25 protein-coding genes are annotated in these 26,809 nt (G+C 62.6%); 18 read left to right on the forward strand and 7 right to left on the reverse strand.

What is annotated here, in order from left to right; translation table 11 throughout:
• Positions 1 to 127: 127 nt before the first annotated feature.
• The 7 genes from F3H95_RS05445 (at position 128) to F3H95_RS05475 (ending at position 6,551) form a co-directional block, all read left to right on the forward strand.
• Positions 128 to 1,660 (forward strand): ABC transporter substrate-binding protein, encoded by a 1,533-nt coding sequence (locus tag F3H95_RS05445; protein WP_149745204.1) that lies wholly within the window; start codon positions 128 to 130, stop codon positions 1,658 to 1,660.
• Positions 1,661 to 1,891: 231 nt separating this feature from the next.
• Positions 1,892 to 2,842 (forward strand): ABC transporter permease, encoded by a 951-nt coding sequence (locus F3H95_RS05450; RefSeq protein ID WP_149745205.1) that lies wholly within the window; start codon positions 1,892 to 1,894, stop codon positions 2,840 to 2,842.
• Positions 2,842 to 3,660: an ABC transporter permease gene (locus tag F3H95_RS05455; RefSeq protein ID WP_143127219.1), complete on the forward strand. Its 819-nt coding sequence runs from the start codon at positions 2,842 to 2,844 to the stop codon at positions 3,658 to 3,660. Before F3H95_RS05450 ends, F3H95_RS05455 begins: the two co-directional genes overlap by 1 nt.
• Before the next feature lie 27 nt (positions 3,661 to 3,687).
• Positions 3,688 to 5,082 (forward strand): amidase, encoded by a 1,395-nt coding sequence (locus tag F3H95_RS05460; protein ID WP_149745206.1) that lies wholly within the window; start codon positions 3,688 to 3,690, stop codon positions 5,080 to 5,082.
• A 147-nt stretch (positions 5,083 to 5,229) separates the two neighbouring features.
• On the forward strand, positions 5,230 to 5,556 hold the full coding sequence (locus F3H95_RS05465; RefSeq protein ID WP_143127221.1) for a DUF883 family protein: 327 nt from the start codon (positions 5,230 to 5,232) through the stop codon (positions 5,554 to 5,556).
• Between the two features lies 1 nt (position 5,557).
• A complete protein-coding gene (locus F3H95_RS05470; RefSeq protein WP_149745207.1) occupies positions 5,558 to 6,004 on the forward strand; it encodes a hypothetical protein in 447 nt (148 codons plus the stop codon).
• A gap of 34 nt (positions 6,005 to 6,038) precedes the next feature.
• Positions 6,039 to 6,551, forward strand: a complete 513-nt coding sequence (locus F3H95_RS05475) for a DNA starvation/stationary phase protection protein (RefSeq protein WP_149745208.1) — start codon at positions 6,039 to 6,041, stop codon at positions 6,549 to 6,551.
• A 151-nt stretch (positions 6,552 to 6,702) separates the two neighbouring features.
• Here the strand turns inward: F3H95_RS05475 and F3H95_RS05480 are convergent, their stop codons facing one another.
• Positions 6,703 to 7,461 (reverse strand): Crp/Fnr family transcriptional regulator, encoded by a 759-nt coding sequence (locus F3H95_RS05480; RefSeq protein WP_143127224.1) that lies wholly within the window; start codon positions 7,459 to 7,461, stop codon positions 6,703 to 6,705.
• 133 nt (positions 7,462 to 7,594) lie between these two features.
• On the opposite strand from F3H95_RS05480, the gene F3H95_RS05485 reads away from it, so the two are divergent.
• Complete coding sequence (locus F3H95_RS05485) at positions 7,595 to 7,942, forward strand: hypothetical protein (protein ID WP_188134300.1); 348 nt, start codon at positions 7,595 to 7,597, stop codon at positions 7,940 to 7,942.
• Between the two features lie 15 nt (positions 7,943 to 7,957).
• Here the strand turns inward: F3H95_RS05485 and F3H95_RS05490 are convergent, their stop codons facing one another.
• Together F3H95_RS05490 and F3H95_RS05495 are read right to left on the reverse strand one after the other, a co-directional pair.
• Complete coding sequence (locus F3H95_RS05490; protein WP_143127226.1) at positions 7,958 to 8,524, reverse strand: RNA polymerase sigma factor; 567 nt, start codon at positions 8,522 to 8,524, stop codon at positions 7,958 to 7,960.
• Positions 8,521 to 8,703: a NepR family anti-sigma factor gene (locus tag F3H95_RS05495; RefSeq protein ID WP_143127247.1), complete on the reverse strand. Its 183-nt coding sequence runs from the start codon at positions 8,701 to 8,703 to the stop codon at positions 8,521 to 8,523. Before F3H95_RS05495 ends, F3H95_RS05490 begins: the two co-directional genes overlap by 4 nt.
• A 167-nt stretch (positions 8,704 to 8,870) precedes the next feature.
• Between F3H95_RS05495 and F3H95_RS05500 the strand changes: the two genes are divergently transcribed.
• Positions 8,871 to 9,665, forward strand: coding sequence for a response regulator (locus F3H95_RS05500; RefSeq protein WP_149745210.1), 795 nt, complete (start codon positions 8,871 to 8,873; stop codon positions 9,663 to 9,665).
• A 332-nt stretch (positions 9,666 to 9,997) separates the two neighbouring features.
• Complete coding sequence (locus F3H95_RS05505; RefSeq protein WP_244617897.1) at positions 9,998 to 11,008, forward strand: sensor histidine kinase; 1,011 nt, start codon at positions 9,998 to 10,000, stop codon at positions 11,006 to 11,008.
• A 330-nt stretch (positions 11,009 to 11,338) separates the two neighbouring features.
• Here F3H95_RS05505 and F3H95_RS05510 read toward each other — a convergent pair whose 3' ends face one another.
• The 4 genes from F3H95_RS05510 to F3H95_RS05525 all read right to left on the reverse strand — a co-directional run bounded on the left by F3H95_RS05510 (position 11,339) and on the right by F3H95_RS05525 (position 17,093).
• Positions 11,339 to 12,262 (reverse strand): ABC transporter permease, encoded by a 924-nt coding sequence (locus F3H95_RS05510; RefSeq protein ID WP_149745211.1) that lies wholly within the window; start codon positions 12,260 to 12,262, stop codon positions 11,339 to 11,341.
• A complete protein-coding gene (locus tag F3H95_RS05515) occupies positions 12,255 to 13,265 on the reverse strand; it encodes an ABC transporter permease (RefSeq protein WP_143127230.1) in 1,011 nt (336 codons plus the stop codon). The genes F3H95_RS05510 and F3H95_RS05515 overlap by 8 nt, the downstream gene beginning before the upstream one ends.
• A 76-nt stretch (positions 13,266 to 13,341) precedes the next feature.
• Positions 13,342 to 15,045: a peptide ABC transporter substrate-binding protein gene (locus F3H95_RS05520; RefSeq protein WP_149745212.1), complete on the reverse strand. Its 1,704-nt coding sequence runs from the start codon at positions 15,043 to 15,045 to the stop codon at positions 13,342 to 13,344.
• A 341-nt stretch (positions 15,046 to 15,386) separates the two neighbouring features.
• The gene (locus F3H95_RS05525) at positions 15,387 to 17,093 is read right to left on the reverse strand and encodes a peptide ABC transporter substrate-binding protein (RefSeq protein WP_149745213.1); all 1,707 of its coding nucleotides are present in this window, start codon (positions 17,091 to 17,093) and stop codon (positions 15,387 to 15,389) included.
• Positions 17,094 to 17,402: 309 nt separating this feature from the next.
• Between F3H95_RS05525 and F3H95_RS05530 the strand changes: the two genes are divergently transcribed.
• The 8 genes from F3H95_RS05530 (at position 17,403) to F3H95_RS05565 (ending at position 26,771) form a co-directional block, all read left to right on the forward strand.
• Positions 17,403 to 18,566, forward strand: coding sequence for a M20 aminoacylase family protein (locus F3H95_RS05530; RefSeq protein WP_143127233.1), 1,164 nt, complete (start codon positions 17,403 to 17,405; stop codon positions 18,564 to 18,566).
• A 28-nt stretch (positions 18,567 to 18,594) separates the two neighbouring features.
• A complete protein-coding gene (locus tag F3H95_RS05535) occupies positions 18,595 to 20,445 on the forward strand; it encodes an ABC transporter ATP-binding protein (protein WP_143127234.1) in 1,851 nt (616 codons plus the stop codon).
• Between the two features lie 135 nt (positions 20,446 to 20,580).
• The gene (locus tag F3H95_RS05540) at positions 20,581 to 21,534 is read left to right on the forward strand and encodes a sugar-binding transcriptional regulator (protein WP_149745214.1); all 954 of its coding nucleotides are present in this window, start codon (positions 20,581 to 20,583) and stop codon (positions 21,532 to 21,534) included.
• A 146-nt stretch (positions 21,535 to 21,680) separates the two neighbouring features.
• Positions 21,681 to 23,000 (forward strand): sugar ABC transporter substrate-binding protein, encoded by a 1,320-nt coding sequence (locus tag F3H95_RS05545; protein WP_149745215.1) that lies wholly within the window; start codon positions 21,681 to 21,683, stop codon positions 22,998 to 23,000.
• A gap of 265 nt (positions 23,001 to 23,265) precedes the next feature.
• The gene (locus F3H95_RS05550) at positions 23,266 to 24,138 is read left to right on the forward strand and encodes a sugar ABC transporter permease (RefSeq protein WP_143127237.1); all 873 of its coding nucleotides are present in this window, start codon (positions 23,266 to 23,268) and stop codon (positions 24,136 to 24,138) included.
• Between the two features lie 4 nt (positions 24,139 to 24,142).
• Entirely contained in the window at positions 24,143 to 24,973 is an 831-nt protein-coding gene (locus tag F3H95_RS05555; protein ID WP_149745216.1) for a carbohydrate ABC transporter permease, read from the forward strand.
• Between the two features lie 26 nt (positions 24,974 to 24,999).
• The gene (locus F3H95_RS05560) at positions 25,000 to 25,998 is read left to right on the forward strand and encodes an ABC transporter ATP-binding protein (RefSeq protein ID WP_143127239.1); all 999 of its coding nucleotides are present in this window, start codon (positions 25,000 to 25,002) and stop codon (positions 25,996 to 25,998) included.
• The gene (locus tag F3H95_RS05565; RefSeq protein ID WP_149745217.1) at positions 25,995 to 26,771 is read left to right on the forward strand and encodes an L-iditol 2-dehydrogenase; all 777 of its coding nucleotides are present in this window, start codon (positions 25,995 to 25,997) and stop codon (positions 26,769 to 26,771) included. Before F3H95_RS05560 ends, F3H95_RS05565 begins: the two co-directional genes overlap by 4 nt.
• The last annotated feature ends 38 nt before the right edge of the window (positions 26,772 to 26,809 follow it).

A 26,809-nucleotide genomic window follows, 5' to 3' on the forward strand; every position in this document is an offset into this window, starting at 1 on the left:
GCTACACAGGGAACACAAAAATGGTAATTGTGTGTGCGCCTGCGAAGTGCCACTCTCTTCGCATAACCACGTTCCCGCAGGGCTTTCCGGGTCCTGCGGCAGAGCGAGAACAAGGGGAATGCCATACATGGGAAGCCAGTTTCTTTCCGCATCCACCGCGCTGACGCGCCGGGCCGTGATGGGCCTTGCCATGGCCGCTAGCCTGGTGCTTGCCGCCGGCATGCCGGCCGAAGCCGCGCCGAAGACGAGCCTGACGCTCGGCATGTCCGTCGAGCCGACGGGTCTTGATCCGACGATTGCCGCCCCCGTCGCCATCGGCCAGGTGACATGGCAGAACGTGTTCGAAGGCCTCACCACCATCGATCGCAATGGTAAGGTGCAGCCGCAGCTTGCCGAAAGCTGGACCATTTCGCCGGATGGCCTGATCTATACCTTCAAGCTGCGCCAGGGCGTGACCTTCCACAATGGCGAAGCCTTCGATTCTGCTGTCGCCAAATTCTCCATCGACCGCGCCCGCGGCGCCGATTCCGTCAACCCGCAGAAACGCTATTTCGCAGCGATCGACACGGTCGAGACGCCGGATGCCGCAACGCTGGTGCTGAAGCTGAAGCAGCCGGCCGGCAGCCTGCTCTACTGGCTGGGCTGGCCGTCGTCCTCCATCGTCGCGCCGAAATCGGCCGCCGACAACAAGACGACGCCGATCGGCACCGGGCCGTTCAAGTTCGTCAGCTGGACCAAGGGCGCCTCCGTCGAGCTGGCGCGCAATGCCGATTACTGGAACAAGGCAGGTGCCGCCAGGCTGGACAAGGCCACCTTCCGCTTCATCGCCGATGCACAGGCTCAGGCGGCGGCGCTGAAGGCCGGCGATGTGGATGCCTTCCCCGAATTCGGCGCGCCGGAACTGATCGACAGCCTCAAGGGCGACGCGCGCCTTGCCACCGTGATCGGCAATACGGAACTCAAGGTCGTGGCCGGCATGAACAATGCCAAGAAGCCGTTCGACGATAAGCGCGTGCGCCAGGCGCTGATGATGGCAGTGGACCGGCAGGCGGTGATCGATGGCGCCTGGTCCGGTTTCGGCACGCCGATCGGCAGCCATTACACGCCGAACGACCGCGGCTATGTGGATCTGACGAAGACCTATCCTTACGATCCGCAAAAGGCGAAGGCGCTTCTCGCCGAGGCCGGCTATCCCGACGGCTTTTCCTTCACCATGAAGGCGCCGCAGATGGCCTATGCCCAGCGCGCCTCGCAGATCCTGCAGGCGATGCTTGCGGAGATCGGCGTGACGATGACCATCGAGACCACCGAATTTCCCGCCAAATGGGTGGCCGACGTGTTCAAGGGCGGCAATTACGACATGACCATCGTGGCGCATGCCGAGCCGATGGACATCGACATCTATGCCCGCGATCCCTACTACTTCAACTACAAGAACCCGACCTTCAACGAGATCCTGAAAAAGGTGGAGGCAACCGCCGACCCCGCCGCACAGGAAAAGCTCTATGCCGAGGCGCAGACCATCCTCGCGACCGACGTGCCGGCGCTCTATCTCTTCGTGATGCCGAAGCTCGGGGTCTGGGACAAGAAGGTGGCAGGTCTGTGGGAAAACGAGCCCATCCCGTCGAACGTGCTGTCCGAAGTGCACTGGACGGAATGAGGCGCTTGTACGCCAAACCCCTCCCCAACCCCTCCCCACAAGGGGGAGGGGCTTACCTTGCCCCGAGCGAGCCCGATATGCTGGGCGAGCCGTTGCCTCTGGTGGTCTCCCCCCCTTGTGGGGGAGATGGCCGGCAGGCCAGAGGGGGTCTGACCCCCCATCCTCGAATGTCATTGCATGCCGGTCTCCGGCACTTCATCCTTCGCTCGGGAGAGCCGGAAGGGACAGGTCATGATTGCGCTCATCGTCCGCCGGCTTGCCGGTCTCATCGTCACCCTGCTTCTGGTCTCCGCCGTCATCTTCGCGGTGATGGATCTTCTGCCGGGCGATCCGGCCTCGGTCATTCTCGGTACGTCCGCAAGCCCGGATACGCTGGCGGCGCTGCAGAAGGAGATGGGCCTCGACCGGCCGCTGGCGGTGCGTTATGTCGCCTGGCTTGCCGGCGTGCTGCAGGGCGATTTCGGGCGCTCCTATACCTATGGCGTGCCGGTGGCGGGGCTGATTGCCGAGCGCCTGTCCGTGACGGTGCCGCTGGCGCTCATCGCCATCCTGATCTCGGTCGTGCTTGCCATTCCGCTCGGCGTGCAGGCGGCGCGCCACCAGAATGGTGGCTGGGACGTGTTCTCCGGCCTCTTCTCGCATGTCAGTATTGCCGTGCCGGCCTTCTGGGTGGGGCTGCTTCTGATCATCCTCTTTTCCACCACGCTCGGCTGGCTGCCGGCCGGCGGTTTTCCGGGCTGGGCGGGCGGTGTTGGCGCGGCGCTGATGGCGCTGCTGCTGCCGGCCGTGGCGCTTGCCCTGCCGCAGGCAGGGGTTCTGATGCGGGTCACGCGCTCGGCCGTGCTGGAGGTGATGAACGAGGATTTCGTCCGCACTGCCCGTTCCAAGGGCTTGTCGGAACAGACGGCCCTCTGGCGGCATGCGGTGCCGAATGCGCTGATCCCGGTTGTCACCATGCTTGGCCTGCAGTTCACCTTCCTGATTGCCGGCGCCGTGCTGGTGGAAAACGTCTTCAACCTGCCGGGCCTCGGGCGGCTCGCCTATCAGGCGCTGTCCCAGCGGGACGTGGTGGTGATGCAGGATGTCGTCCTTTTCTTTTCCGCTCTCGTGATCCTTATGAATTTTCTCGTGGACCTCGCCTACCTCCTCATCGATCCCAGGCTGCGGGCGGGAGTGCGCTGATGTCCTTCCTGCGACGCCATCCCACCTTTCTCGTCGGCCTTGTGATCACGCTCGCCCTGGTTGCTCTGGCGCTCCTCTCTCTCGTCTGGACGCCGATGCCGCCGACCAGGATGCAGATCATCCACAAGCTGAAGCCGCCTATGGCGCATGGCCTTCTCGGCACCGACCAGTTCGGCCGTGACGTCGCCTCCATGCTGATGGTGGGGGCCTGGAATTCGCTCTCCACCTCGCTGCTCGCCGTGGCGCTGGGGGCAACGCTCGGCACCGGCGTCGGCGTGCTGGTGGCCGCGATCCGGGGGGTGACGGAAACCGTGGTGATGCGCTTCTGCGACATCATCTTCGCTGTGCCGCCCATCCTGTCGGCCATGCTGCTCGGCGCCTTCATCGGCTCGGGGCGTTTTACCGCGATCATTGCCATCGCCGTCTTCATGGTGCCCGTGTTCGCCCGCCTGACGCTGAGTGCCGCCTCGCAGATCTGGACCCGCGACTATGTGATGGCCGCTATCGGTATGGGGCGAAACCGGGCGAAGATCACCGTCGTGCACGTGCTGCCGAACATCGCCAACCAGATCATCGTGCAGGTGACCATCCAGCTCGGCCTTGCCATCCTCACCGAAGCGGGCCTCAGCTTTCTCGGGCTCGGCATGCCGCCGCCGGCCCCCACCTGGGGTCGTATGTTGTCTGATGCGCAGACCTTTCTCGGCCAGGCGCCCTGGCTGGCGCTGCTGCCCGGGCTTGCCATCGCGCTCGCCGTCATGGGCCTCAACATGCTGGGCGACGGCTTGCGCGACCTGCTCGATCCCCGCGACCCCTCCTGAATTTTTGACCAGAACGAAGACATCGCCATGAATGAATTGCTGATGCTGACCATCCGGCAGGTCCGGGATCTCTTTGCCCGCAAGGACCTGTCGCCGCTCGAATACTGGCAGGCGGTGGAGGAGCGGATCGCCGCCTTCGAACCGCATGTGCAGGCGCTTTACCTCTACGATCCCGAAAGCGCCCGCGCCCAGGCGAAGGCTTCGACGGAGCGCTGGCGAAGCGGCGAAACCCTCGGCATCCTCGATGGCATTCCGGTGACGCTGAAGGAACTGATCGCTACCAAGGGCGATCCGGTGCCGCTCGGTACGAAGGCGGTTGAACTAGTGCCGGCCGCCGAGGATGCGCCGATTGCCGCGCGCTGCCGCGAGGATGGCGCCGTGATCTTCGCGAAGACGACCTGCCCGGATTACGGCATGCTCTCTTCCGGCCTCTCCAGCTTTCACAAGCTCAGCCGCAATCCCTGGGATCTGAGCCAGAATCCCGGCGGATCGAGCGCCGGCGCCTCCGCGGCGGCGGCCGCCGGTTTCGGTCCCCTGCATATCGGCACGGATATCGGCGGTTCCGTGCGCCTGCCGGCCGGCTGGACCGGCATTTTCGGCTTCAAGCCGAGCCATGGCCGCATTCCGGTCGATCCCTATTATGTCGGCCGCTGCGCCGGTCCGATGACGCGTTTCGTGGAGGATGCAGCCCTCTCGATGGAACCCCTGTCGCGCACCGACTGGCGTGACGGCACCTCGCTGCCGCCCAACGCCTTCGACTGGCTGGATCTCGACATCGACGTGAGGGGCCTGAAGATCGGCCTGATCCTCGATGCCGGCTGCGGGCTGGCGGCGGAAGACGAGGTGAAGGACGCGGTGATCGCCGCAGCACACCTGTTCGAGCAGGCGGGGGCGGAGATCGTGCCGGTCGGGCCGGTGATCAGCCGCGCCATGCTGGACGGGCTCGACAATTTCTGGCGCGCCCGCTTCTGGGGCGATATCGAGGGCATGAGCGAGGAACGCCAGAGCCTGATCCTGCCCTACATCTTCGATTGGGCGAAAGGGGGCGCGGGTGTCTCCGGCGTCGATGCGGTGCGCGGCTTCAACCAGACGATCGAGATGCGCAAGACCTGCGGAAAGCTGTTCACCACCGTCGATGCGGTGATCTCGCCCACCAATCCGGTTGTGTGCTACCCGGCCGAGTGGGCCTCGCCGACCAATGATCCCAGGGCGCCTTTCGAGCACATCGCCTTCACCGTGCCGTGGAACATGTCGGAACAACCGGCCTCGTCGATCAATTGCGGCTTTTCGAAAAGCGGCATGCCGATCGGATTGCAGATCGTCGGCCCCCGTTTTGCCGACCAGTTCGTGCTGAAGTTGTCGCAGGCCTTCGAGACCTGGAGCGGCGGCGTGACCCGCTGGCCGGAACCGCCGTCGGCTTGATCTTCCGCAACGCACAGCGCCCTCTCCGGGGCTATGGAACAAAAGGGCGCAGTCTCCGTTGACACCGTGAATGAGCCGGTGGGTCAGCGCCCGCAAAGGTTTGTCGTGCCCGCCTCCGGGCCCACCCTGTTCCTCAAGGAGAACGCGATGTCGATGAATTCGCCGAATGATTTCCCGCGATCCGGTTCGCAGGCCGATATCGAGCTTCAGTTGCAGCAACTGCGGGAAGACATTGCCGCGCTTGCCAAGGCGGTCGCCGCGGCCGGCACCAACAAGGCGGAGGATCTGAAGGCAAAGGCCCGGCGTGCCTCCAGCGAGGCGATCGATGCCTCGGCCCATGTCATGGATGCCGCCCGCGCACAGGCTGCCTCCATCGAGCAGGATCTGGAACGCCAGATCCGCACCAAGCCGCTGCAGTCGGTGGCGATTGCCGCCGGCCTCGGCTTCCTGTTCGCGCTTCTGTCGCGCCGCTGAGATGGCGCGGCTTCTGCCCCTGTTGACGTCGATCCTCTCGCTCGACGTCGGCATGTTCGTTCAGCGGACGCGGCGCAACGTGCTGCTCTTCGCCATCATGGCCCTGTTCCTGCTGACCGCCTATGGCGCCGGTGTCGCAGCGCTTGCCGTGTGGCTGGCATCCTCCATGAGCCCTGTTGCGGCGCTTGGCATCGTTGCGGCCCTTTCGCTGTCGGTAGCTCTGATCGTCCTGGTTATTGTTCTCATCCAGAATCGGGTGGACGAGCGTCGCAGGCGCGAAGCCGCAGCCAACAACCGTGCCCTGCTGATGACGACGGCGGTTTCTCTGCTGCCGGTCATGATGAAATCGCGGCCGCTGATGGCGGCGGCTGTTACCGGCGGACTTGCCCTGTTTGCCCTGCGCATGATGGGCGGCTCCAGTCCGGAGGATGGGTCGCCAGAGACCTGAACTTTGCTGAGATAATCCAAGAAGGAGACCGACCATGGCTCAAGCCTCTGCTGTCCTGAAGCCGAAGTCCCACGATGAGACCATCAATATCGGCCTCGACAAGGCCTATCGCGAGACGATGGCCGAAAGCCTCTCGCAGATTCTGGCCGCGACCTACCGCCTCACCATCAAGAGCCATGTCTATCACTGGAATGTCGTCGGTCCGCTCTTCAAGCCGCTGCACGAACTGACCGAGGAGCATTATGGCGCGCTCTTCGAAGCTGCGGACATCATTGCGGAACGTATCCGCGCGCTCGGCCATCTGGCACCGGCAACGCTCGGCGAAGCGGCAGGCTTTGCGCCGAAGGCTGCAGATGTCGGCAAGTTTACGGCCATCTCCATGGTCAACGATCTGGTGGAGGATCACGAACATGCCGTCCAGACCATGCGCAAGGCTGCGGAGGATGCTGATGATGCCGGCGACATGGTGACCGCGGACATGCTGACGGATCGGCTGACCTTTCACGAAAAGGCGCTCTGGATGCTGCGGGCAATCATTGCCGAATGATCCGGTCCGATCCAGCACTAGCGCACGTCCGAGCCAAAAGCCGTGTCAGCGATCTTGCGTCCGGACGGCGTGAAAACAAAGAGATAGAGCATTTCAGGTGATCCGGTTTTCACCGGAATTGCTCCAGACTGCATCCTGCGACAGCGCGCCTTCAGATGAAGGGGCGCTGTCCTTCCTTTGTCGGCTGCCAGCCGGCAATCTCCAGAAGGCGCGCGCGCTCCAGAACCTCGGAGCCACGATCGAGCCAGCGCAACACGCCTGCATCGGACAGCTTGCGCAGCGTCTTGTTGGTATGCACCAGGGAAAGGCCGAGTGTATCCGCCACATGTTGCTGCGTCAGGGGCAGGATGAACGGACCCTCCTCGCCGAAGGCTCCGGTGACACGCGCCCGGTGATCGAGGAAGGCCAGAAGATAGGCCGCCCGTTCCAGCGCCGTGCGGCGGCCGATGCTGAGCAGGTGTTCGTCCAGCATGGATTCTTCGCGTGAGGCGATCCAGGTCAGGTCATAGGCAAGTGACGGGTGATGCCGAAACAGCGTCGTCAGCCGGTCGCGTTCGAAGATGCACAGCGTCATGCGCGTGAGCGATTCCACCGAATGCAGCATTTCCGTCATCAGATTGCCCTGCAGGCCGACGAGATCGCCGGGCAGCACGTAATTGAGGATCTGCCGGCGTCCGTCCTCCAGGATCTTGTAACGAAAGCCCCATCCGGCCAGCACGGTGTAAAGCTGGGGGTGCCGCTCACCCTCGCTGATGATGGTGGCACCCGGATCAGCCGCCAGTTCCCCGAACTTGAAGCTGGACACGAAAGACAGTTCCTCGCCGGTAAAGTCCCGAAAGCCTTCCCGCCGTCTCAGCGGGCACAGGTCGCAAGGAACGCGCGGCGGTGTGAGTGGTCTCGCCTGGGTCATGATCGTCTGGCAGAGCCTCGCAATTGGCACGGTTCGATACAGGAATGTGGGGCAGGTGTGTCTTTTTTAAATGACGGGACAGAACGGCGGTGATCTACGGCATGGTTCACGTCATCCACCAGGAGCCGCTTTTGTGCACGTCCTTGTTATCGACGTCGAATTTCTCGTGGCCCTGGAAGCCGAACAGATACTGACTGAACACTTGGCCTGTACGGTGGAAATCGCCGTTCCCCGCGATATGATTCAGACGCTCCAGTCCCGGCGTTTCGACATTCTGCTTCTTGATGCCGCCCTGATGTCTGCGGCCGTCGAACCGCATGTCCGGCGCCTGCGCGAAGCAGGCACCGGCATTGTGTTTTCCTCCGTCGACAGCGAGCACCGTCGTGGATTGCCGGGGTTTTTCGGCATTCCCGTCATGTCACGTCCATTCGATGATGAGGAGCTTGTGAGGATCGTTCGCCGCGCGGCGATATCCGGATGAGCCCGCCTGGACGGCTCAGCTGCCGAAGGCGCGGGCGGTGATGGCGGCATCGCCCGGATCGGGGCCATAATCCCCTTCGCCGGAAACGCCCAGCATTTCCTGAAGCCGCGTGCGGGCCCGCGATACGCGGCTCTTGATCGTGCCGACCGCGCAGCCGCAGATGGAGGCAGCCTCCTCATAGGCAAAGCCTGCGGCACCGACCAGAATGATCGCCTCGCGCTGGTCGTCCGGCAGTGTGTCGAGTGCCTTGCGGAAATCCTGCAGATCCAGTCGTCCGTACTGTTCCGGATGAACCGAGAAGCGTTCGCTGAACAGGCCGTCGCTGTCCTGCACTTCCCGGCCACGCTTGCGCATCTGGCTGTAGAATTCATTGCGAAGGATGGTGAACAGCCAGGCGCGCATGTTCGTGCCGGCGGTAAAACTGCCCTGGTTCGCCCAGGCCTTCATGATCGTGTCCTGCACCAGATCGTCCGCCTTGTCGTGGCGGCCGGTCAGTGACACGGCGAAGGCGCGAAGATTGGGCAAAGAGGCCAGCAGGTCGCGCTTGAAGGCGCGATCGACGTCCCTGTCCGTGGTTGTCATTTCGCTTTCACCGATTTGGCGTTCTTTTCCGCTTCTTCCAGGCGTTCCAGAAGTTCAAGGAACCGGTCCGGTATCCCTTCTTCCTGGACAGCATCGTAGAACTCCCGCAGCTTGCGGGAAATCGAAGCGTTCGGCAGCATTGCGCCTGGCCGGAAGTTGTTCGATTGTGCTGTTGTCATTGTTTCTTGTTTTCTTGTTTCGTCGTCACTCATCACGCAGGCGCCCATTGCGATATCGTGGAAGGAAATGCACAGCTGAAAAAAAAGTTCCCTGCATTCGGAACTTTTTTTTCTGTCTGACGTTGATATCACGTTCATTGCCCGCAGGGCATCAGGGGAGATTCTGAATGTCACTCACCACACGCGTTGCGTCCCACCTTCCTTATCTGCGCCGCTACGCTCGCGCTGTTACCGGCTCGCAGACTTCTGGGGACGCATATGTCGCGGCGGTCCTGGAGGCACTGATTGCAGATGTTTCCATCTTTCCGGAAACCTCCAAGGACCGTGTTTCGCTCTACAAACTCTTCGTCCAGATTTTTGGTTCCACCTCGATCGAGATCCGCCCGATCGATTCCCCCTTTGCATGGGAACAGCGGGCGGTTGCCAATCTGGCCAATCTGCCCTCCCAGGCCCGCCACGCCTTCCTGCTGATTTCTGTCGAAGGCTTCACGCTGGAAGAGACGGCCGAGATTCTCGATGTCGAGGTGGATGAGGCGACCCGCCTGCTGGACGAGGCCTCGCGCGAAATTTCCCGTCAGGTTGCAACCGACATCATGATCATCGAGGATGAGCCGCTGATCGCGCTCGACATCGAGCAGATGGTCCAGGATCTCGGCCACAATGTCACCGGCATTGCCCGTACCCACAAGGAAGCCGTTGCCCTGTTCCAGAGTTCCGGCCCGAAAATGGTGCTGGCCGACATCCAGTTGGCCGATGGCAGTTCCGGCATTGATGCCGTCAACGAAATCCTGAAGTCCTCCAGCGTGCCGGTGATCTTCATCACCGCCTTCCCGGAGCGCCTGCTGACCGGCGAGCGGCCCGAGCCTGCATTCCTGGTGACCAAGCCGTTCAACCCCGACATGGTCAAGGCTCTTATCAGTCAGGCTCTCTTCTTCAACGATGCGGTGAAGGCCGCCGCCTGATGCGGCCAGGAGAGGGTGGCCACGCATCCTCTCCGTTGCAAGGAACATTCACAGCGCCGGCGCGTTCCGTCGGCGCTGCGATCTGCCGGGGTCGGATTTTGCGAATGGCGCATCAAGCCTGAAGACCGGTGCTTGCGGCCGCAGGGACGGACCTGCCTTCGGGACACAGCCCCTTGTCTCGTGGCCGTTCCGGCGGTCCGGGTGAATTGCGGTAATTTCGTGGCCAGTCGGGTTGTTCCCTTCTGGGTTAGGCCCTATAACGGGCGTGTCATTGGCGGGTCTGCATCTTTTGCGGATTGTTCTCAGGCCAAGAGCAAGGCGGAGTGGAATTCTTGTCGCATCAGCTGACATGGCAACAGGCTGGTGAGAGTGATGACAAGTTGCGTGAGTTCTTCATGCCGGCCCTGGTCGATCTGGGGGCCAGCGTGATCATTCAGAACCTCGACCGCAACTATCTGTTCGTCACGAATCTCCCCACCGTCTGGTCCGGCGGGTTAGGCGAATCACCGAGCGATCTTTCCCTGTTTGGTCCCGAAATTTCCGAGAGGCTGCGCCTGCTGAAGGACGGCCTGACGGAACATGGGCAGAAGAAGCATATTGAAATCTCCGTGAATTCCGATGAGATCTACGAGTTTCGCGTTCAGGCGGTTGCCATGGGCGCGAGTGGTATTCATCTTGTCACCACCATTGTTGACCGCTCCGAGGAACGCCACCGGGAGCGTCTTTTGCGCGCGCTGCTGCGCGAAGTCAGCCATCGCTCCAAGAACCTGCTGGCGATCATCCAGAGCATTGCGCTGCAGACCGCGCGCTATTCGGTGACGCTCGACATGTTCCTCAACAAGTTCCGCGGCCGTCTTTATTCGCTGTCGCAGTCGCAGGATCTGATCACCGATTCCAGCTGGCGCGGCGCCTATTTCTTCGAACTCGTGCGCCAGCAGACCGAGAAATACCTGCCTGAGAACCAGAAACTGGTACGGGTGACGGGTGACGACGTGCTGCTCTCACCCAATGCCTCGCTGCATCTTGGTCTTGCCCTGCATGAACTTATCGTCAATGCCGTCAGCCATGGCTCGCTGATCAAGACCGGTCGCTCGATCAGCGTCAGTTGCAACCGCGTGCTGGCCAATGGCCAGGACTCACTGGAGGTGCGCTGGGACGAGGGGCTGGCCATGCAGGCAAGCCGGCTGGAAGCGCGCGAGGATGATACACTGAAGGCGCATTTCGGCAGCACCGTGCTGGAGCGCGTGGTGCCGGCCTCCGTCAATGGCAAGGCGCATTACGTGATCAGCCCGGATCGCATCAGCTACAGCCTCGTCTTCCCCATCGAGCACACCAGCGAATAAAGCGCCTGCGACGGGCTGTCGCCTGGGCAGAGCCTTGCATTTTTTTCAGCTGCATTCCGGAACTTCGGGCATAAAAAAACGGTCTCGATTTCCGGAGAAATCGAGACCGTTGGTCTCTTCGAGGGGGATGAAGAGGTATCTGGAAGCTTGAAGGGCGGGGGACGGGGGCGCTTCCAGATGTCGTGATAACGTGCCGCCCCCGGCTTGGTTCCATGGCCGTCACAGATTTTTTGCAGATCCTCGATTTTTTTGTGTGACGCTGCGAGCTGCCTAACGAAATGCCCCACAGACGGGTCTGCGGGGCATGACGAAGCGGTTGGCTGGCGTGGATCAGCGTGACATGGAACGTGGATCGAGCGCGTCGCGCACCGCATCCCCCATGTAGTTGACGCTGAGAACCGTCAGCGAGATGGCGAGCCCCGGCCAGAGCACGCGCGACGGCGTGATCTGCAGGAAATTCGCGCCATCAAACAGCAGGCGGCCCCAGGTCGGAAAATCCGAGGGGAAGCCGAGGCCGAGGAAGCTCAGCGCCGATTCCGTGATGATGGCCGATGCGATGCCGAGCGTGGCCGAGACCATGATCGAGGAAAGCACGTTGGGCAGGATATGCTTCAGCACGATACGGTATTCCCGCATGCCGCTGCTCTGCGCCGCCGTGATGAATTCCAGGCTTTTGACCGCCAGCACGTCGCCGCGCACGATGCGCGCCGTGTGCATCCAGCTGGTGATGCCGATGACGAAGACGATCAGGATGAAGATCCCGGTTTCCGGACCGAAGGCGGCCCGCAGCGTGTCGCGGAACAGCATGATGATCACCAGCAGCAGCGGCAGCAGCGGCAGCGCCAGAAACAGGTCGGTCAGGCGCATCAGCGGTCCGTCCAGCCGGCGGAAATAGCCGGCCATCACGCCGACCAGCGTGCCGAGGAACAGCGCCAGCAGCATGGCCGTCATGCCGACGGCGAGCGAAATCTGCCCGCCGGCCATCACCTGGGCCAGCATGTCGTGGCCGAGATTGTCCGTTCCGAACGGATGCAGCAGCGATGGCCCCTTGTTCTTGGCGCGGATATCGATCTTGTTCGGATCGATCGTGTGGATGAAGGGTCCGATATAGACGATGGCGAGGATGGCGACGAAGATCACCAGGCCCGCCACGCCGCCCTTGTGGCGGCGAAAGCGGCGCCAGAACAGGGCAAGCGGCGTCTCCGTCTCCGCAGCCTTCGGGGGTGCGGCAAGGGTCGCGGTGGCATCAGTCATAGCGGATCCTCGGGTCAAGGATGCCGTAAAGGACGTCGGCGATCAGGTTGAAGAGCACGATCAGCACGGCAAAGATGAAGGTGAGTGTCTGGACGAGCGGAATGTCGGCGCCCTGTACGGCGGTGATCAGAAGCTGGCCAAGGCCGTTCACGCGGAAGATCTGCTCGGTGATGATGGCACCGGAAAAGATGGTGGGCACGCCGAGCGCAATCACGGTAACCACAGGGATGAGGCTGTTGCGCAGCACGTGGACCAGCAGCACGGCCTTTTCTTTCACCCCCTTGGCGCGGGCGGTGCGCACGTAATCCTGGCTGAGATTGTCCAGCATGGAGGCGCGCACGAAACGGGCGATCTGCGAGGCGTTGTAGAGGGCGAGCACGGTGACCGGCAGCACCATCTGCTTGACCTGCGCGACGAAGCTCGACCAGTCGTTGACGACGAGGTTCGTGTCGTAGATCGACGGGAACCATTGCAGCCAGGAGGAGAAGATGACGATCAGCAGCACGCCGGTGAAGAAGGTCGGTACCGAATAGCCGACCATTGTGATGAAGGTGCCGATCTGGTCGAAGATCGAGTACTGGCGATAGGCGGAGATCACGCCCACCGGAATGGCGATCAGGATGCCGAAGACATAGGCCATGCCGACCACCCAAAGGGTCTGCGGCAGGCGCTGCACGATGAGATCGACCACGGGGCTGCGGGTGGCCCAGGAGAGCACGCGCATGCGCTCGCCACTGCCGAAGGTCAGGCCTGTCAGCTGCTCGAGAATGTTGAGCGGCTCGTTGACGAAGAACTGGTGCATCCAGTGCAGGTAGCGAATGAAGAAGGGCTGATCGAGGCCCATGGCGGCGCGAATCTGCTCGCGCACTTCCGGCGGAATCGTCAACGGCAGGTCGCCCAGCGGATCGTTCGGGGCAAGATCGAGAAGGGCGAAGATGACGAAGCTGATGACGAGCAACGTCGGCACGGCGAACATGAGACGCCGGATCGTGTAGGTGAACATTCAACGGTCTCCAGACGGTCGTGGAGAAGCACATGCCGGCCCCGCGCCAGAAGGTGCGGAGCCGGCGGTCACTTCGTTACTTCTTGCGCGACCAGTCCGCAATGTTCCACAGTTCGGAGTCCCAGGCGTTCATCCGCACCCCTTCCAGCTTGGCCGAGATCGCCGAGACCTGGCCGCGATGGATGAGCGGGATATGGGCGCCTTCGGCAGTCAGCATGTCGTTGGCCTTCTTGACCAGTTCGGCACGCTTGGCGAGATCGCCGGTCTTGGACAGCTCGGCGACGATCTTGTCGTAGTCCGGGTTGCAGTAACGCGGCATGTTCTGGCCCTGCCAGCCATTGGCCGGGGAGGGGATCTTGTTGCACAGCCACTCGGTCAGATACTTTTCCGGATCGGTGCCGTCGAAGTTGTTGGTGTACATTTCCAGGTCCGCGTAGAACTTCTGGAAGGTGTCGGGGCTGGCCGGGTCGCCGCCGAAGAAGACGGAGGCCGCGATGTTGCGCAGTTCGCTCGCCACACCGATCTGGTTCCACCAGTCCTTCACCAGCGCCTGCGTGCCCTGGCGCACCGAGTTGGTCGAGGTCTGGTAGAGGAAGGAAAGCTTCACGCCGTCCTTGGCGCGGATGCCATCCGGACCCTTTTTCCAGCCGGCATCGTCCAGAAGCTTGTTGGCGCCGGCGATGTCCTGCTTCAGGCACCAGTCATTGGCGGTGGAGATATAGACATCCGGAGCCGGAACGATGTTGCAGGTCGGCTTGCCGGCCGCGCCATAGCCGGCCTCGTTGATGATGTCGCGGTCGATCGCCATCGACAGCGCCTTGCGCACGGCCGGATCGGAAAGCGCCGGATGCTTGCCGCCTTCAACGGTCGAACGCTTGTCGCCGAGCTTCGGGTCGGGATTGGTCCAGTTGATGTTGATGCGCTCGACCTGGGTGCCGAAAGCGTTGACCAGCTTGCCCTTGCCGGCCTTCAGCATGGTTTCCAGCACTTCCGGTTCGACCTGCATGTTCCAGGCATAGTCGTATTCGCCGGTTTCGAGAACGGCGCGCGCGGCAGACGCGGCGTCACCGCCGCCCTTCAGCGTCACGGAGGCGAAGGCCGGCTTGCTGGCATCGCGGAAGTTCGTGTTGGCCGTCAGGGTGATGACGTCGTTCGGCTTGAATTCCTTGACGACGAAGGGACCGGTGCCGATCGGGCCGAAATTGGCCGAGGTGCAACCCGGTGCCTTGGCGCCAACGCAATCCTTGAACTGTGCCTTCTGGATGATCGGCTGCTGCGCGCCGACGAAGGCGCCGTAGGGATAGTATTTCGGTTCGGAGAAGCTCACCTTCACCGTCTGCTTGTCGACGGCTTCCACCTTGGTGATGCCTTCGAACTGCGCCTTCTGGGCGCAGCCGCCATCCGGTGCCGTGCAATACTGCCAGGTGAAGACCACGTCGTCAGCGGTGAAATCGGTGCCGTCGGACCATTTGACGCCGGGTTTCAGCTTCCAGGTGATGCTCTTCATGTCGGCAGCGACGCCGCCGTTCTGTACGGTCGGAATTTCCGTCACCAGCCACGGAACCAGCGAACCGGTCTCGTCGTAGCGCGCCAGCGGCTCGATGATCATCGACGAGCTGTAGACTTCCTTGGTGCCGCCCGACAGGTATGGATTGAGCGTGGAGACGGCCTGCCAGAACAGGATTTTCGCATCGCCATCGGTGCCTCGCCCGGCATGGGCGGAGGTCGCTGCCGCCAAAGCAGCCACCGTTCCGGCGAGCAGGATCTTGAATCGCGTCATTCTTTTCCCCTTAAAGATGTTTTTGCGTTTCGGCCCACACGGCCATGGTCGCCAGACCACATCGCCACCCTCACTGTTTTCCTCCCAGTTCGGTGGTGAATTCTGTCGAATGCTCCTTGAAAAGCCCAAGGGCCTGACCGTTCTTTTTCGACGGTTCCGGTCTGGGCGTGAACAAAATTTGTGCTATCTAAGCATAAGCCTATTTTGCGTTCAAGTCGGAAGTTTCACGCTTCGACGGGCGTGTGAGAGGGCCTTTTACCGGCGGCCCTCTCGGTCGTCAGAGCCTTGAAATCACAGTATAATCCGCAAAGTCGCCCGTGATGGTGGCTGCAGGCGCAGCCTCACTTGCCGCGTTTCCAGCTCTCGATGTTCCACAACTGAGTGTCCCACGGATTGATCTTCGCGTCCACCAGCGTCTTGGCGATGGCCGAGGGTTCCCCGCGCACCACCAGAGGCAGGATGTAGCCGCTGTTGACCAGCATGTCGTTCAGCCTCCTGATGATGGCGCCGCGCTTCTCCTGGCCTTCGGCGCTGCCAAGCTCTGCAACCAGAGCGTCATAGGCCGGGTCGCAGAAGCGCGCCACATTGCCGCCCTGCCAGCCATCGGCGGGCGAGGGGATCTTGTCGCAGCGGAAGTCCGCGAGGAACTTGGCGGGATCCGTCGTCTCGAAGCCGGAGGCAAACATTTCCACGTCGGCATAGAATTTCTTGTAGGTATCCGGGCTTGCCGGATCGCTGCCGAAATAGACCGAGGCGGGAATGTTGCGCAGTTCGGTTTCGACGCCGATCTCCTTCCACCATTCCTTCACCAGCTGCTGCGTGCCCTGGCGCACGGAATTGGTGGAGGTCTGGTAGAGGAAGGAGAGTTTGACCCCGTTCTTGGCGCGGATGCCGTCGGAGCCCTTCTTCCAGCCGGCGTCGTCCAGCAGCTTGTTGGCGGCGGCGAGATCCTGCTTCAGGCACCAGTCGACGCCGGTCGAGGCAAAGGCCTCCGGGCTCGGGATCACGTTGCAGGTGGCCTTGCCGCCGGCGCCATAGCCGGCCTCGACCAGGATGTCGCGGTCGATGGCAAGCGACAGCGCGCGGCGCACGGCCGGATCGGAAAGGGCCGGATGCGGGCCGGCCTCCTTGGTGGAGCGCTTGGCGCCGAGCGCGGAATCCACCGCAAACGGGTTGAGGTGGATGCGCTCCACCGTGGTGCTGAAGGCGCTGGCGATCTGGCCCTTGCCAGCCTTCAGCATGGCCTCCATCACTTCCGGTTCGATCACCGTGTTCCAGGCAAAGTCATATTCGCCGGTTTCCAGCACCGCGCGCGCCGCCGAGGCTGCGTCGCCGCCGCCCTTCAGGGTCACGGAAGCGAAGGCGGGCTTTTGCGGGTCGCGATAGTTCGGGTTTGCCGCAAAGGTGATGACGTCATTCGCCTTGAAATCCTTCACCACATAGGGACCGGTGCCGATCGGGCCGAAATTGGCGGCCGTGCATTGCGGCGCCTTGTCACCCAGGCAATCCTTGAACTGCGCCTTCTGGATGATCGGCGACAGTGCGCCGACGAAGGGGCCGTAAGGATAGGAGGCCGGCTTCTCGAACGTCACCTTGGCGGTCAGCCGGTCGATGGCCTCCACCTTGGAAACGCCGTCGAACTTTGCCTTCTGGGCGCAGCCGCCGCCGGGCGCCGTGCAATACTGCCAGGTGAAGGCGATATCTTCTGCCGTCACGTCGCTGCCGTCAGACCATTTCAGTCCATCCTTCAGCTTCCAGGTGATGGAGAGGTTGTCGGCGGAAACGCCGCCATTCGCCTTGGTCGGAATGTCGGCGGCAAGCCGCGGGAACATGGTGCCCTTCTCGTCAAAGCCGGCGAGCGGTTCTATGACGATGGAGGCGGCGTAGACTTCCTTGCTGCCCCCGGAGAGGTAGGGGTTCATGCTGGACACCGCCTGCCAGAACAGAATCTTCACCTCGCCGTCGCTGCCGCGCGCGGCCTGGGATGGCGTGGTTGCCAGGCTGAAACCGGCCACCGTGGCCGCCAGCAGAAACATCTTTCCGTCCATGTGCATTGCCTTCCTCACGGGAAACTCGAACGCGGCCGTGCCGCTGATGCCTTCTATCTGTTTTCCAGGTTGCGGTGCAGGTCAAGTTTTTCCCGGATGCCTCGAGATGAAATTCTTTCAATCTTGACAGCAGTTTAGCTGTCTCGCTCCCTCACCGGCCGGCGGTCTGTCTAAAATTTAAGCCGCGTGCGTGTGGGCCTATTTTGCGTTCAGAAGTGAAAATTGAAGCTTGCAAATGCGAAGCGGGACAGCGCAATATCCCGACCAACCACAAGGGAAACAGCTGAAGAAACCAACGAGGTCGCATCAATGCCAGTTCTCAATCGCGCCGCCGAAATGCAGGATGAAGTGGCGGCGTGGAGGCGCCATCTGCATGAAAATCCGGAGCTTCTGTTTGATGTGCATCACACGGCAGCCTTCGTCGCCGAAAAGCTGAAGGCCTTCGGCTGCGACGTCGTGGAAACCGGCATCGGCAAGACGGGCGTCGTGGGGCTGATCAAGGGATCGCTCGGCGAGGGACCGGTCATCGGCATGCGGGCCGACATGGATGCACTGCCGATCCTGGAAGATACCGGCAAGGCCTGGGCGTCGAAGAACCCGGGCAAGGCACATTCCTGCGGCCATGACGGGCACACCGCCATGCTGCTGGGGGCTGCGCAGTATCTGTGCGAGACGCGCCGTTTCGCAGGCTCTGTTGCGGTGATCTTCCAGCCGGCGGAAGAGGGCGGCGGCGGTGGCCTTGCCATGGTCGAGGACGGCATGATGGAAAAATATTCCATCAAGGAAGTCTATGGCATGCACAATTCGCCGGGGCTGGCGCTTGGCGACTTTTCGCTGCGCAAGGGCGGCCTGATGGCGGCGGCTGACAGCTTCGACATCGTGATCAAGGGCAAGGGCAGCCATGCCGCCCAGCCGCATGTCTCGGTGGATCCGGTCCTGACCTCGGCCTATGTGATCATCGCGCTGCAGTCGATCGCATCGCGCGAAATCGACCCGCTGAAGTCCGTCGTCGTATCCGTCACCACCACCCATGGCGGCGATGCCTACAACGTCATCCCGATGGAGGTGAAGCTCACCGGCACGGTCCGCACACTCGATCCGGAGGTGCGTGACTTCACCGCGAAGCGGCTGGTTGAGGTAGCGCAGGGCACGGCCATGGCGCATGGCGCGGTGGCGGAGGTGCATTACCATCGCGGCTATCCCGTCACGGTGAACCATCCGGCGCAGACCGATTTCGCCGCTTCCGTTGCCGCCCAAGTGGTGGGCAATACCCGCGTGGAGACCAATGCGGCCCCGAAGATGGGCGCGGAAGATTTCTCCTACATGCTGGAGGCCCGGCCGGGCGCCTTCATCTTCCTCGGCGTGGGTGACACGGCAAACCTTCATCACCCGGCTTACGACTTCAACGACGAGGCCATTCCCTACGGGATCAGCTACTGGGTGACGCTGGCCGAAACCGCGCTTGCGGCCTGAGCCGTCGGCAAAGACCAAGGAGAATCCCGTGCTTCTGTCCGCAACGCTTTCGGAACAGACGGGGGGAGCGGTGACCCCGGTCCTCTCCGTCGAAAACCTCACCACCTCCTTCCGCGTCAATGACGAATGGAAGTCGGTGGTCCGCAACATGAACTTCTCGATCGCGCCGCGCGAAACGGTGGCAATCGTCGGCGAATCCGGCTCGGGCAAGAGCGTCACCTCGCTCTCCATCATGCGGCTTCTGCCGAAGAATTCCAGCCGCATCGAGGGCAAGGTCATGCTCGGCGGCCGCGATCTCGTGTCCCTGCCAGAAGAGCAGATGCGCCAGGTGCGCGGCAACGAGATCTCGATGATCTTCCAGGAGCCGATGACCTCGCTCAACCCGATCTTCCCGATCGGCCGGCAGATCGCCGAGGCGCTGACGGTGCACCAGAACATCTCGGCGGCCGAGGCCAAGGCCGAGGTGCTCAGGCTTCTCGACAAGGTGCGCATTCCGAACGCCAAGGGCCGTTTCGACGAATATCCGCACCAGTTCTCCGGCGGCATGCGCCAGCGCGTGATGATCGCCATGGCGCTCGCCTCCAAGCCGAAGCTCCTGATCGCCGATGAGCCGACGACCGCGCTCGACGTGACGATCCAGGGCCAGATCCTCGATCTCATCAAGGAACTGCAGGATGAGGAGGGCATGTCCGTTCTCTTCATCACCCACGACATGGGCGTCGTGGCCGAAATTGCCGACCGCACCATCGTGATGTTCCGTGGCGAGCAGGTGGAAACCGGCGGCACCGGCGATATCTTCCACCGCGGCCAGCACCCTTACACGCGCGCCCTTCTTGCGGCGGTGCCCCGGCTGGGGTCGATGAAGGATAGTGCGCTTCCGCTGCGCTTTCCCATCATAGACGTGCAGTCCGGAGAGGCGCAGCCTCTGGAAACGGTGACCGATACGGTTGCCAAGGGCAAGACGCCGATCCTCGACGTCAAGGACCTGACGACGCGCTTTGCCATCCGCTCCGGCATTCTCGGCCGCCAGACGGGTGCCGTGCATGCGGTGGAAAAGGTCTCCTTCCAGCTGTTCGAGGGCGAGACCCTGTCGCTGGTCGGCGAATCCGGCTGCGGCAAGTCCACCACCGGCCGGTCCGTCACCCGCCTGGTGCAGCCGGACAGCGGCCAGGTCACGCTCGACGGGTATGACGTGATGACCCTCGACCGTTCGACGTTGCGCACCATGCGCCGGTCGATCCAGATGGTCTTCCAGGATCCCTTCGCCAGCCTCAACCCGCGCATGAGCGTCGGTTCGGCGGTGATGGAACCCTTCATCGAACACCGGCTCGGCTCCAAGAGGGATGCGCGCGACAAGGCGGCCGACCTGCTGGCCAAGGTGGGCCTGTCGCCGGACATGATGCGGCGCTATCCGCACGAATTCTCCGGCGGCCAGCGCCAGCGCATCGCCATTGCCCGCGCCCTGATGCTCGATCCGAAGGTGATCGTGGCGGATGAGGCGGTTTCGGCGCTTGACGTGTCGATCAAGGCGCAGGTCTGCAACCTGCTGCTCGATCTGCAGCAGAGCCTGAAGCTCGCCTATCTCTTCATCAGCCATGACATGGCGGTGGTGGAGCGTGTCAGCCACCGCGTGGCGGTGATGTATCTTGGCGAGATCGTCGAGATCGGTCCCCGCGCCGCCGTCTTCGACAATCCGCAGCATTCCTACACGAAAAAGCTGATGGCGGCGGTGCCCGTGCCGGATCCCTCCCGTCGCAGCATCAAGCGGAACCTCGCCACCGACGAGATCAAGAGCCCGGTGCGGGCGGCAGGCTATGTGCCGCCTGAGCGCCAGTATCGCGAGGTCTCGCCCGGTCATCTGGTGCAGGTCGAGGCCTGAGGCTTTCGGCAACGAGAACAATGAGGCCCGGTGGCAGGTTTGCGGCCGCCGGGCCTCTTGTCGTCGGCCTGTGATTTGACAGGTCCCGTCCAATCATGGCAGCAACCGCAGCAGGAACGGCTTCAGGATCTGTTGATGGCACGACGCAATGATACGCAGGGGCGGCTGGATGATGCCGCGCGCGCCGGCTGGCTCTATTATGTGGCCGGGCGCACGCAGGATGAGATTGCCGCGGCCATGGGCATTTCGCGCCAGTCGGCCCAGCGCCTCGTCTCGCTTGCCGTTGCCGAGCGCCTGATCAAGGTCCGGCTCGACCATCCGATCTCCGCCTGCCTCGAACTGTCCCTGGCCCTGCGCGAAAAATTCGATCTGAACCATGCCGAGGTGGTGCCCTCCGATCCCGCCGGCACCTCCTCGACGGTCGGCATTGCCGAGGCGGCTGCTGCCGAGATCGAGCGCTGGCTTAAGAACCCGGAGCCGATCGTTCTCGCCATCGGCACCGGCCGCACGCTGAAGGCGGCCGTGGACCAGTTGCCGCCGATGGAATGCCCGCAGCATCGCATCGTTTCGCTGACCGGCAACATCGCCCCCGACGGCTCGGCGGCCTATTACAACGTCATCTTCTCGATGGCCGATGCCATCAAGGCCCGCCACTTCCCCATGCCGCTGCCCGTCCTGTGTTCGTCTGCGGAGGAACGTGACCTGCTGCATGGCCAGCCGATCGTCCAGTCGACGCTGACGCTTGGCGCCACCGCGAACGTCACCTTCGTCGGCGTCGGCGAGCTTGGTGTGGATGCGCCGCTTTGCCTGGACGGATTCCTGGCGCCGGACGAAATGACGGCGCTGATGCAGGCGGGTGCCGCCGGCGAGATCTGCGGCTGGATGTACGGGCATGACGGAAAGCTGCTCGACAACCCGGTCAACGACCGGGTCGCCAGCGTGCCGATCCCGCCCCGCGACCGTGGCGTCGTGATCGGCGTGGCGCTCGGGCGGCGCAAGGAAACAGCGCTGGCGGCGGCTCTGCGCGGTCGAATGATCAATGGTCTGATCACCGACGAACGCACCGCTGAGCATATGCTCTCCGTCTGAGCAAAATAATTTTATTTTGAAATCAATTGCTTGATGCCGTGTCGCTGCGCTGCAGCGACGAATGCTGCTTGACATTTTTTGCCAATAAACGAGTAATTGCCCGCGAGCAAAGCGAATGCTCGTTTCCGTTCTTCTGGGAGGAAGAGATGACATTGAAGACCATTTTGCTCGGCGCAGTCTCTGCGCTGGCCCTGTCCGGTATTGCCTCGGCCGAGACGCTGACCATTGCGACCGTCAACAATGGCGACATGATCCGCATGCAGAAGCTGACGGATGACTTCAAGGCGAAGAACCCCGGCATCGACGTGCAGTGGGTGACGCTTGAAGAAAACGTGCTGCGCCAGCGCGTGACGACGGATGTGGCGACCAAGAGCGGTCAGTACGACATCATGACCATCGGCATCTACGAAGCGCCGATCTGGGGCAAGCAGGGCTGGCTGGCCCCGCTCGACAAGCTTTCCGCCGATGCCAAATATGATGCCAACGATCTGCTGCCGCCGATCCGCTCCGGCCTCACCGTCAACGGCAAGCTCTATGCCGCGCCCTTCTACGGCGAAAGCTCGATGGTGATGTACCGCAAGGACCTGTTCGACAAGGCCGGTCTGAAAATGCCGGATGCCCCGACCTGGACCTTCATCGCGGACGCGGCCCGCAAGATCACCGACAAGTCGACCGAGACCTACGGCATCTGCCTGCGCGGCAAGGCCGGCTGGGGCGAGAACATGGCCTTCCTGACGGCAACGGCCAATTCCTTCGGTGCCCGCTGGTTCGACGAGAACTGGAAGCCGCAATTCGACCAGCCGGAATGGAAGAACACGCTCGACTTCTACGTCAAGCTGATGAAGGACGCCGGCCCTCCGGGCGCTTCCTCCAACGGCTTCAACGAAAACCTCGCGCTGTTCCAGACCGGCAAGTGCGGCATGTGGATCGATGCAACCGTGGCGGCCTCCTTCGTGACCAATCCGAAGGAATCGAAGGTGGCCGACAAGGTCGGCTTCGCGCTCGCCCCGGACAACGGTCTTGGCAAGCGCGGCAACTGGCTGTGGTCGTGGAACCTCGCCATCCCGGCCGGCTCCAAGAAGGTCGAGGCGGCCGAAAAGTTCATCGCCTGGGCCACCAGCAAGGACTACCTGAACCTCGTTGCGGAAAAGGAAGGCTGGGCCAACGTTCCTCCGGGCACGCGCACCTCGCTTTACCAGAACGCCGAGTACCAGAAGGCAGCGTCCTTCGCCAAGATGACACTCGACTCCATCAACTCGGCCGATCCGAAGAAGCCCTCGGTCAAGCCGGTTCCGTATGAAGGCGTGCAGTATGTGGCGATCCCGGAATTCCAGGGCATCGGCACGGCGGTCGGCCAGCAGTTCTCCGCAGCGCTCGCCGGTCAGGTGACCGTCGATCAGGCCCTGCAGAGCGCCCAGCAGCTGACCGAGCGCGAGATGAAGAAGGCCGGTTATCCCAAGAAGTAAGGCTGCCGGCTTGGGGGAGCTTGCTCCTCACCCTAGCCCTCTCTCCGTGAACGGGGAGAGGGAACCGGCAAGATCCTGGTCTTGCAGATAAAACCCCTCCCCAACCCCTCCCCACAAGGGGGAGGGGCTTAACCCGCAGCACTCACCGCGCTCTTCATTTGGGGCAGGAGGATGCCGCACGGTTTCTCCCCCCTTGTGGGGGAGATGGCGGCAGCCAGAGGGGGAGGTTCTCAACAAAGTTGAACAGAACAAGAGGCGGGCTCTCATGGCGACGACCCACACCCGTTCGGCAGCACGCCTGATGATGGCTCCTTCCGTCATCCTGCTGTTTGCCTGGATGATCGTGCCGCTCGGCATGACCATCTATTTTTCCTTCCTGCGCTACAATCTTCTGATGCCGGGCATGGAGGAGTTCACGGGCTTCCTGAACTATTCCTTCTTCCTGAGCGATCCCGCTTTCTTCGATGCGCTGACCAACACGCTGCTGCTGGTCGGGGGCGTGCTTGCCATCACCATCATCGGCGGCATCGCCTTTGCGCTGCTGCTCGACCAGCCGATCTTCGGGCAGGGCATCGTGCGCATCCTGGTGATTGCGCCCTTCTTCGTGATGCCGACCGTGTCGGCGCTCGTCTGGAAGAACATGTTCATGAATCCGGTGAACGGGCTGCTCGCCTGGATTGCCCGCAGCCTCGGCTTTCAGCCGGTCGATTTTCTTGCCAGCGTGCCGCTGCTGTCGGTCATCATCATCGTCGCCTGGCAGTGGCTGCCCTTTGCGACGCTGATCATGCTGACCGCCCTGCAATCGCTTGACGAGGAGCAGAAGGAGGCGGCCGAGATGGATGGCGCCGGCTTCGTCTCCCGCTTCATCTATATCGTGCTGCCGCACATGGCGCGCGCCATCACCGTCGTCATCCTGATCGAAACCATCTTCCTGCTCTCCGTCTTCGCGGAAATCCTCGTCACCACCAATGGCGGGCCGGGCACGCAGAGCACGAACCTCACCTATCTCGTCTATGCCCAGGCGCTGCTGCAGTTCGATATCGGCGGGGCATCCGCCGGCGGCATCGTGGCGGTCATCCTCGCCAACATCGTCGCGATCTTCCTCGTGCGCCTCATCGGCAAGAATCTGGAGGCCTGAGACCATGGCACGCAAGGTTTCCACCCGCCGCAAGCTTGTCATGAGCGCCATCGCCTGGACGCTCGGCATCCTGATCTTCTTCCCGATCCTCTGGACGGTGCTGACCAGCTTCAAGTCGGAAGGCGATGCGATCGCCTCGCCGCCGGTCTTCCTGTTCTTCCACTGGACGACGGAAAACTATGCCGAGGTGCAGAGCCGCTCGGATTATTTTCTGCACTTCTGGAACTCGGTTGTCATGTCGCTCGGCTCCACGCTGCTCGGCCTCGTCATCGCCATTCCCGCCGCCTGGGCCATGGCCTTTTCGCCGACCAGGCGCACCAAGGACGTGCTGATGTGGATGCTCTCCACAAAGATGATGCCGCCGGTCGGTGCGCTGATTCCGATCTACCTGATCTTCCGCGACGTCGGCCTGCTCGACACGCGCATCGGCCTGGTCGTGGTGCTGACGCTGATCAACCTGCCGATCATCGTGTGGATGCTCTACACCTACTTCAAGGAAATCCCCGGCGAGATTCTTGAGGCCGCCCGCATGGATGGCGCCTCCCTTGCCAAGGAGATCGTCTATGTGCTGACGCCGATGGCGATCCCCGGCATCGCCTCGACGCTGCTCCTCAACATCATTCTCGCCTGGAACGAGGCCTTCTGGACGCTCAACCTCACCACGTCGAAGGCCGCACCCCTGACAACCTTCATCGCCTCCTATTCCAGCCCGGAAGGTCTCTTCTACGCCAAGCTCTCGGCCGCCTCGACCATGGCGATCGCCCCGATCCTGATCCTCGGCTGGTTCAGCCAGAAGCAGCTCGTGCGCGGCCTGACCTTCGGCGCGGTGAAATAGGCAGCGGATACAAAAGGAAAACGAAGATGGGCAGTATCACCCTGCGCAATGTCTCCAAGGTCTTCGGCGAAGCGAAGGTCATCCCCTCGATCGATCTCGACATCAATGACGGCGAATTCGTCGTCTTCGTCGGCCCGTCCGGCTGCGGCAAGTCCACGCTCCTGCGATTGATTGCCGGCCTGGAGGATGTGTCCGGCGGCCAGATCGTCATCGACGGGCAGGACGCGACGGAGGCGGCGCCCGCCAAACGCGGGCTTGCCATGGTCTTCCAGTCCTATGCGCTCTACCCGCATATGAGCGTGCGCTCCAACATCGCCTTTCCGCTCAAGATGGCCAATATCGACAAGGCGGAAATCGACCGCAAGGTGAACGATGCCGCCCGCGTGCTGAACCTCACCGACTATCTCGACCGCAAGCCGCGCCAGCTCTCCGGCGGCCAGCGCCAGCGCGTGGCGATCGGCCGCGCCATCGTGCGCCAGCCAAAGGCCTTTCTGTTCGACGAGCCGCTGTCGAACCTCGATGCGGCGCTGCGCGTCAACATGCGCCTTGAAATCAGCGAGCTGCACCAGACGCTGAAGACGACGATGATCTATGTGACCCACGACCAGGTGGAGGCCATGACCATGGCCGACAAGATCGTGGTGCTGAACCGCGGCCGTATCGAACAGGTCGGCTCGCCGCTCGATCTCTACCGCAAACCCGCCAATCTCTTCGTCGCCGGCTTCATCGGCTCGCCGCGCATGAACCTGATCGAGGGCGATTATGCCCGCGCGAAGGGGGCAAAGACGGCCGGTATCCGGCCGGAACATATCGGCCTGTCGCGCGAGGCCGGTACCTGGGACGGCGTGGTCACCATCGCCGAGCATCTGGGCTCCGACACCTTCATGCATGTGGAAGTCTCCGGCATCGGCACGCTCACCGTGCGCGCCGGCGGCGAATTCGGCTGCCGGCATGGCGACCGTGTGTTCCTGACGCCCGATGAAAGCAAGCTGCACCGCTTTGACGACAAGGGACTGGCGCTATGACCGGCAGACTGCAGGACAAATCCGCCATCATCACCGGTGCTGCCCGCGGCATCGGCCGCGCCTTCGCGGAAGCCTATGTGCGGGAGGGCGCCACCGTCGCCATCGCCGACATCAACCTCGCGCGCGCGCGCCAGACGGCGGACGAGATCGGGCCCAGAGCCTATGCGGTGGAACTCGACGTGACGCAGCAGGCGTCCATCGATGCGGCGATCCGCGCCGTCGAGGAAAGGGCCGGTGGCATCGACATTCTGATCAACAATGCCGCGCTCTTCGACATGGCGCCGATCGTCGAGATTTCCCGTGACAGCTACGAGCGGCTGTTCTCGATCAATGTCGCAGGCTCCCTGTTCATGCTGCAGGCGGCCGCCCGCTCCATGATCGCGCGCGGTAAGGGTGGCAAGATCATCAATATGGCAAGCCAGGCGGGCCGGCGCGGCGAAGCGCTGGTTGCCATCTACTGCGCCACCAAGGCGGCAATCATTTCGCTCACCCAGTCGGCCGGGCTCGACCTCATCCGGCACGGCATCAATGTCAACGCGATTGCGCCCGGCGTGGTGGACGGCGAGCACTGGGATGGCGTGGATGCGCTGTTTGCCCGCTACGAGAACCGCCCGCTCGGCGAAAAGAAGCGGCTCGTCGGCGAGGCCGTTCCCTTCGGCCGCATGGGCACGGCTGCGGATCTCACCGGCATGGCCGTGTTCCTCGCCTCCGCCGAGGCCGACTACATCGTCGCCCAGACCTACAATGTCGATGGCGGCAACTGGATGAGCTGAGTTGGAGCCTCCGACCCGTTTCTGCCGTTCACTTTTCA

Source organism: Rhizobium sp. RU35A (assembly GCF_900156005.1).
GTDB lineage: Bacteria > Pseudomonadota > Alphaproteobacteria > Rhizobiales > Rhizobiaceae > Neorhizobium > Neorhizobium straminoryzae.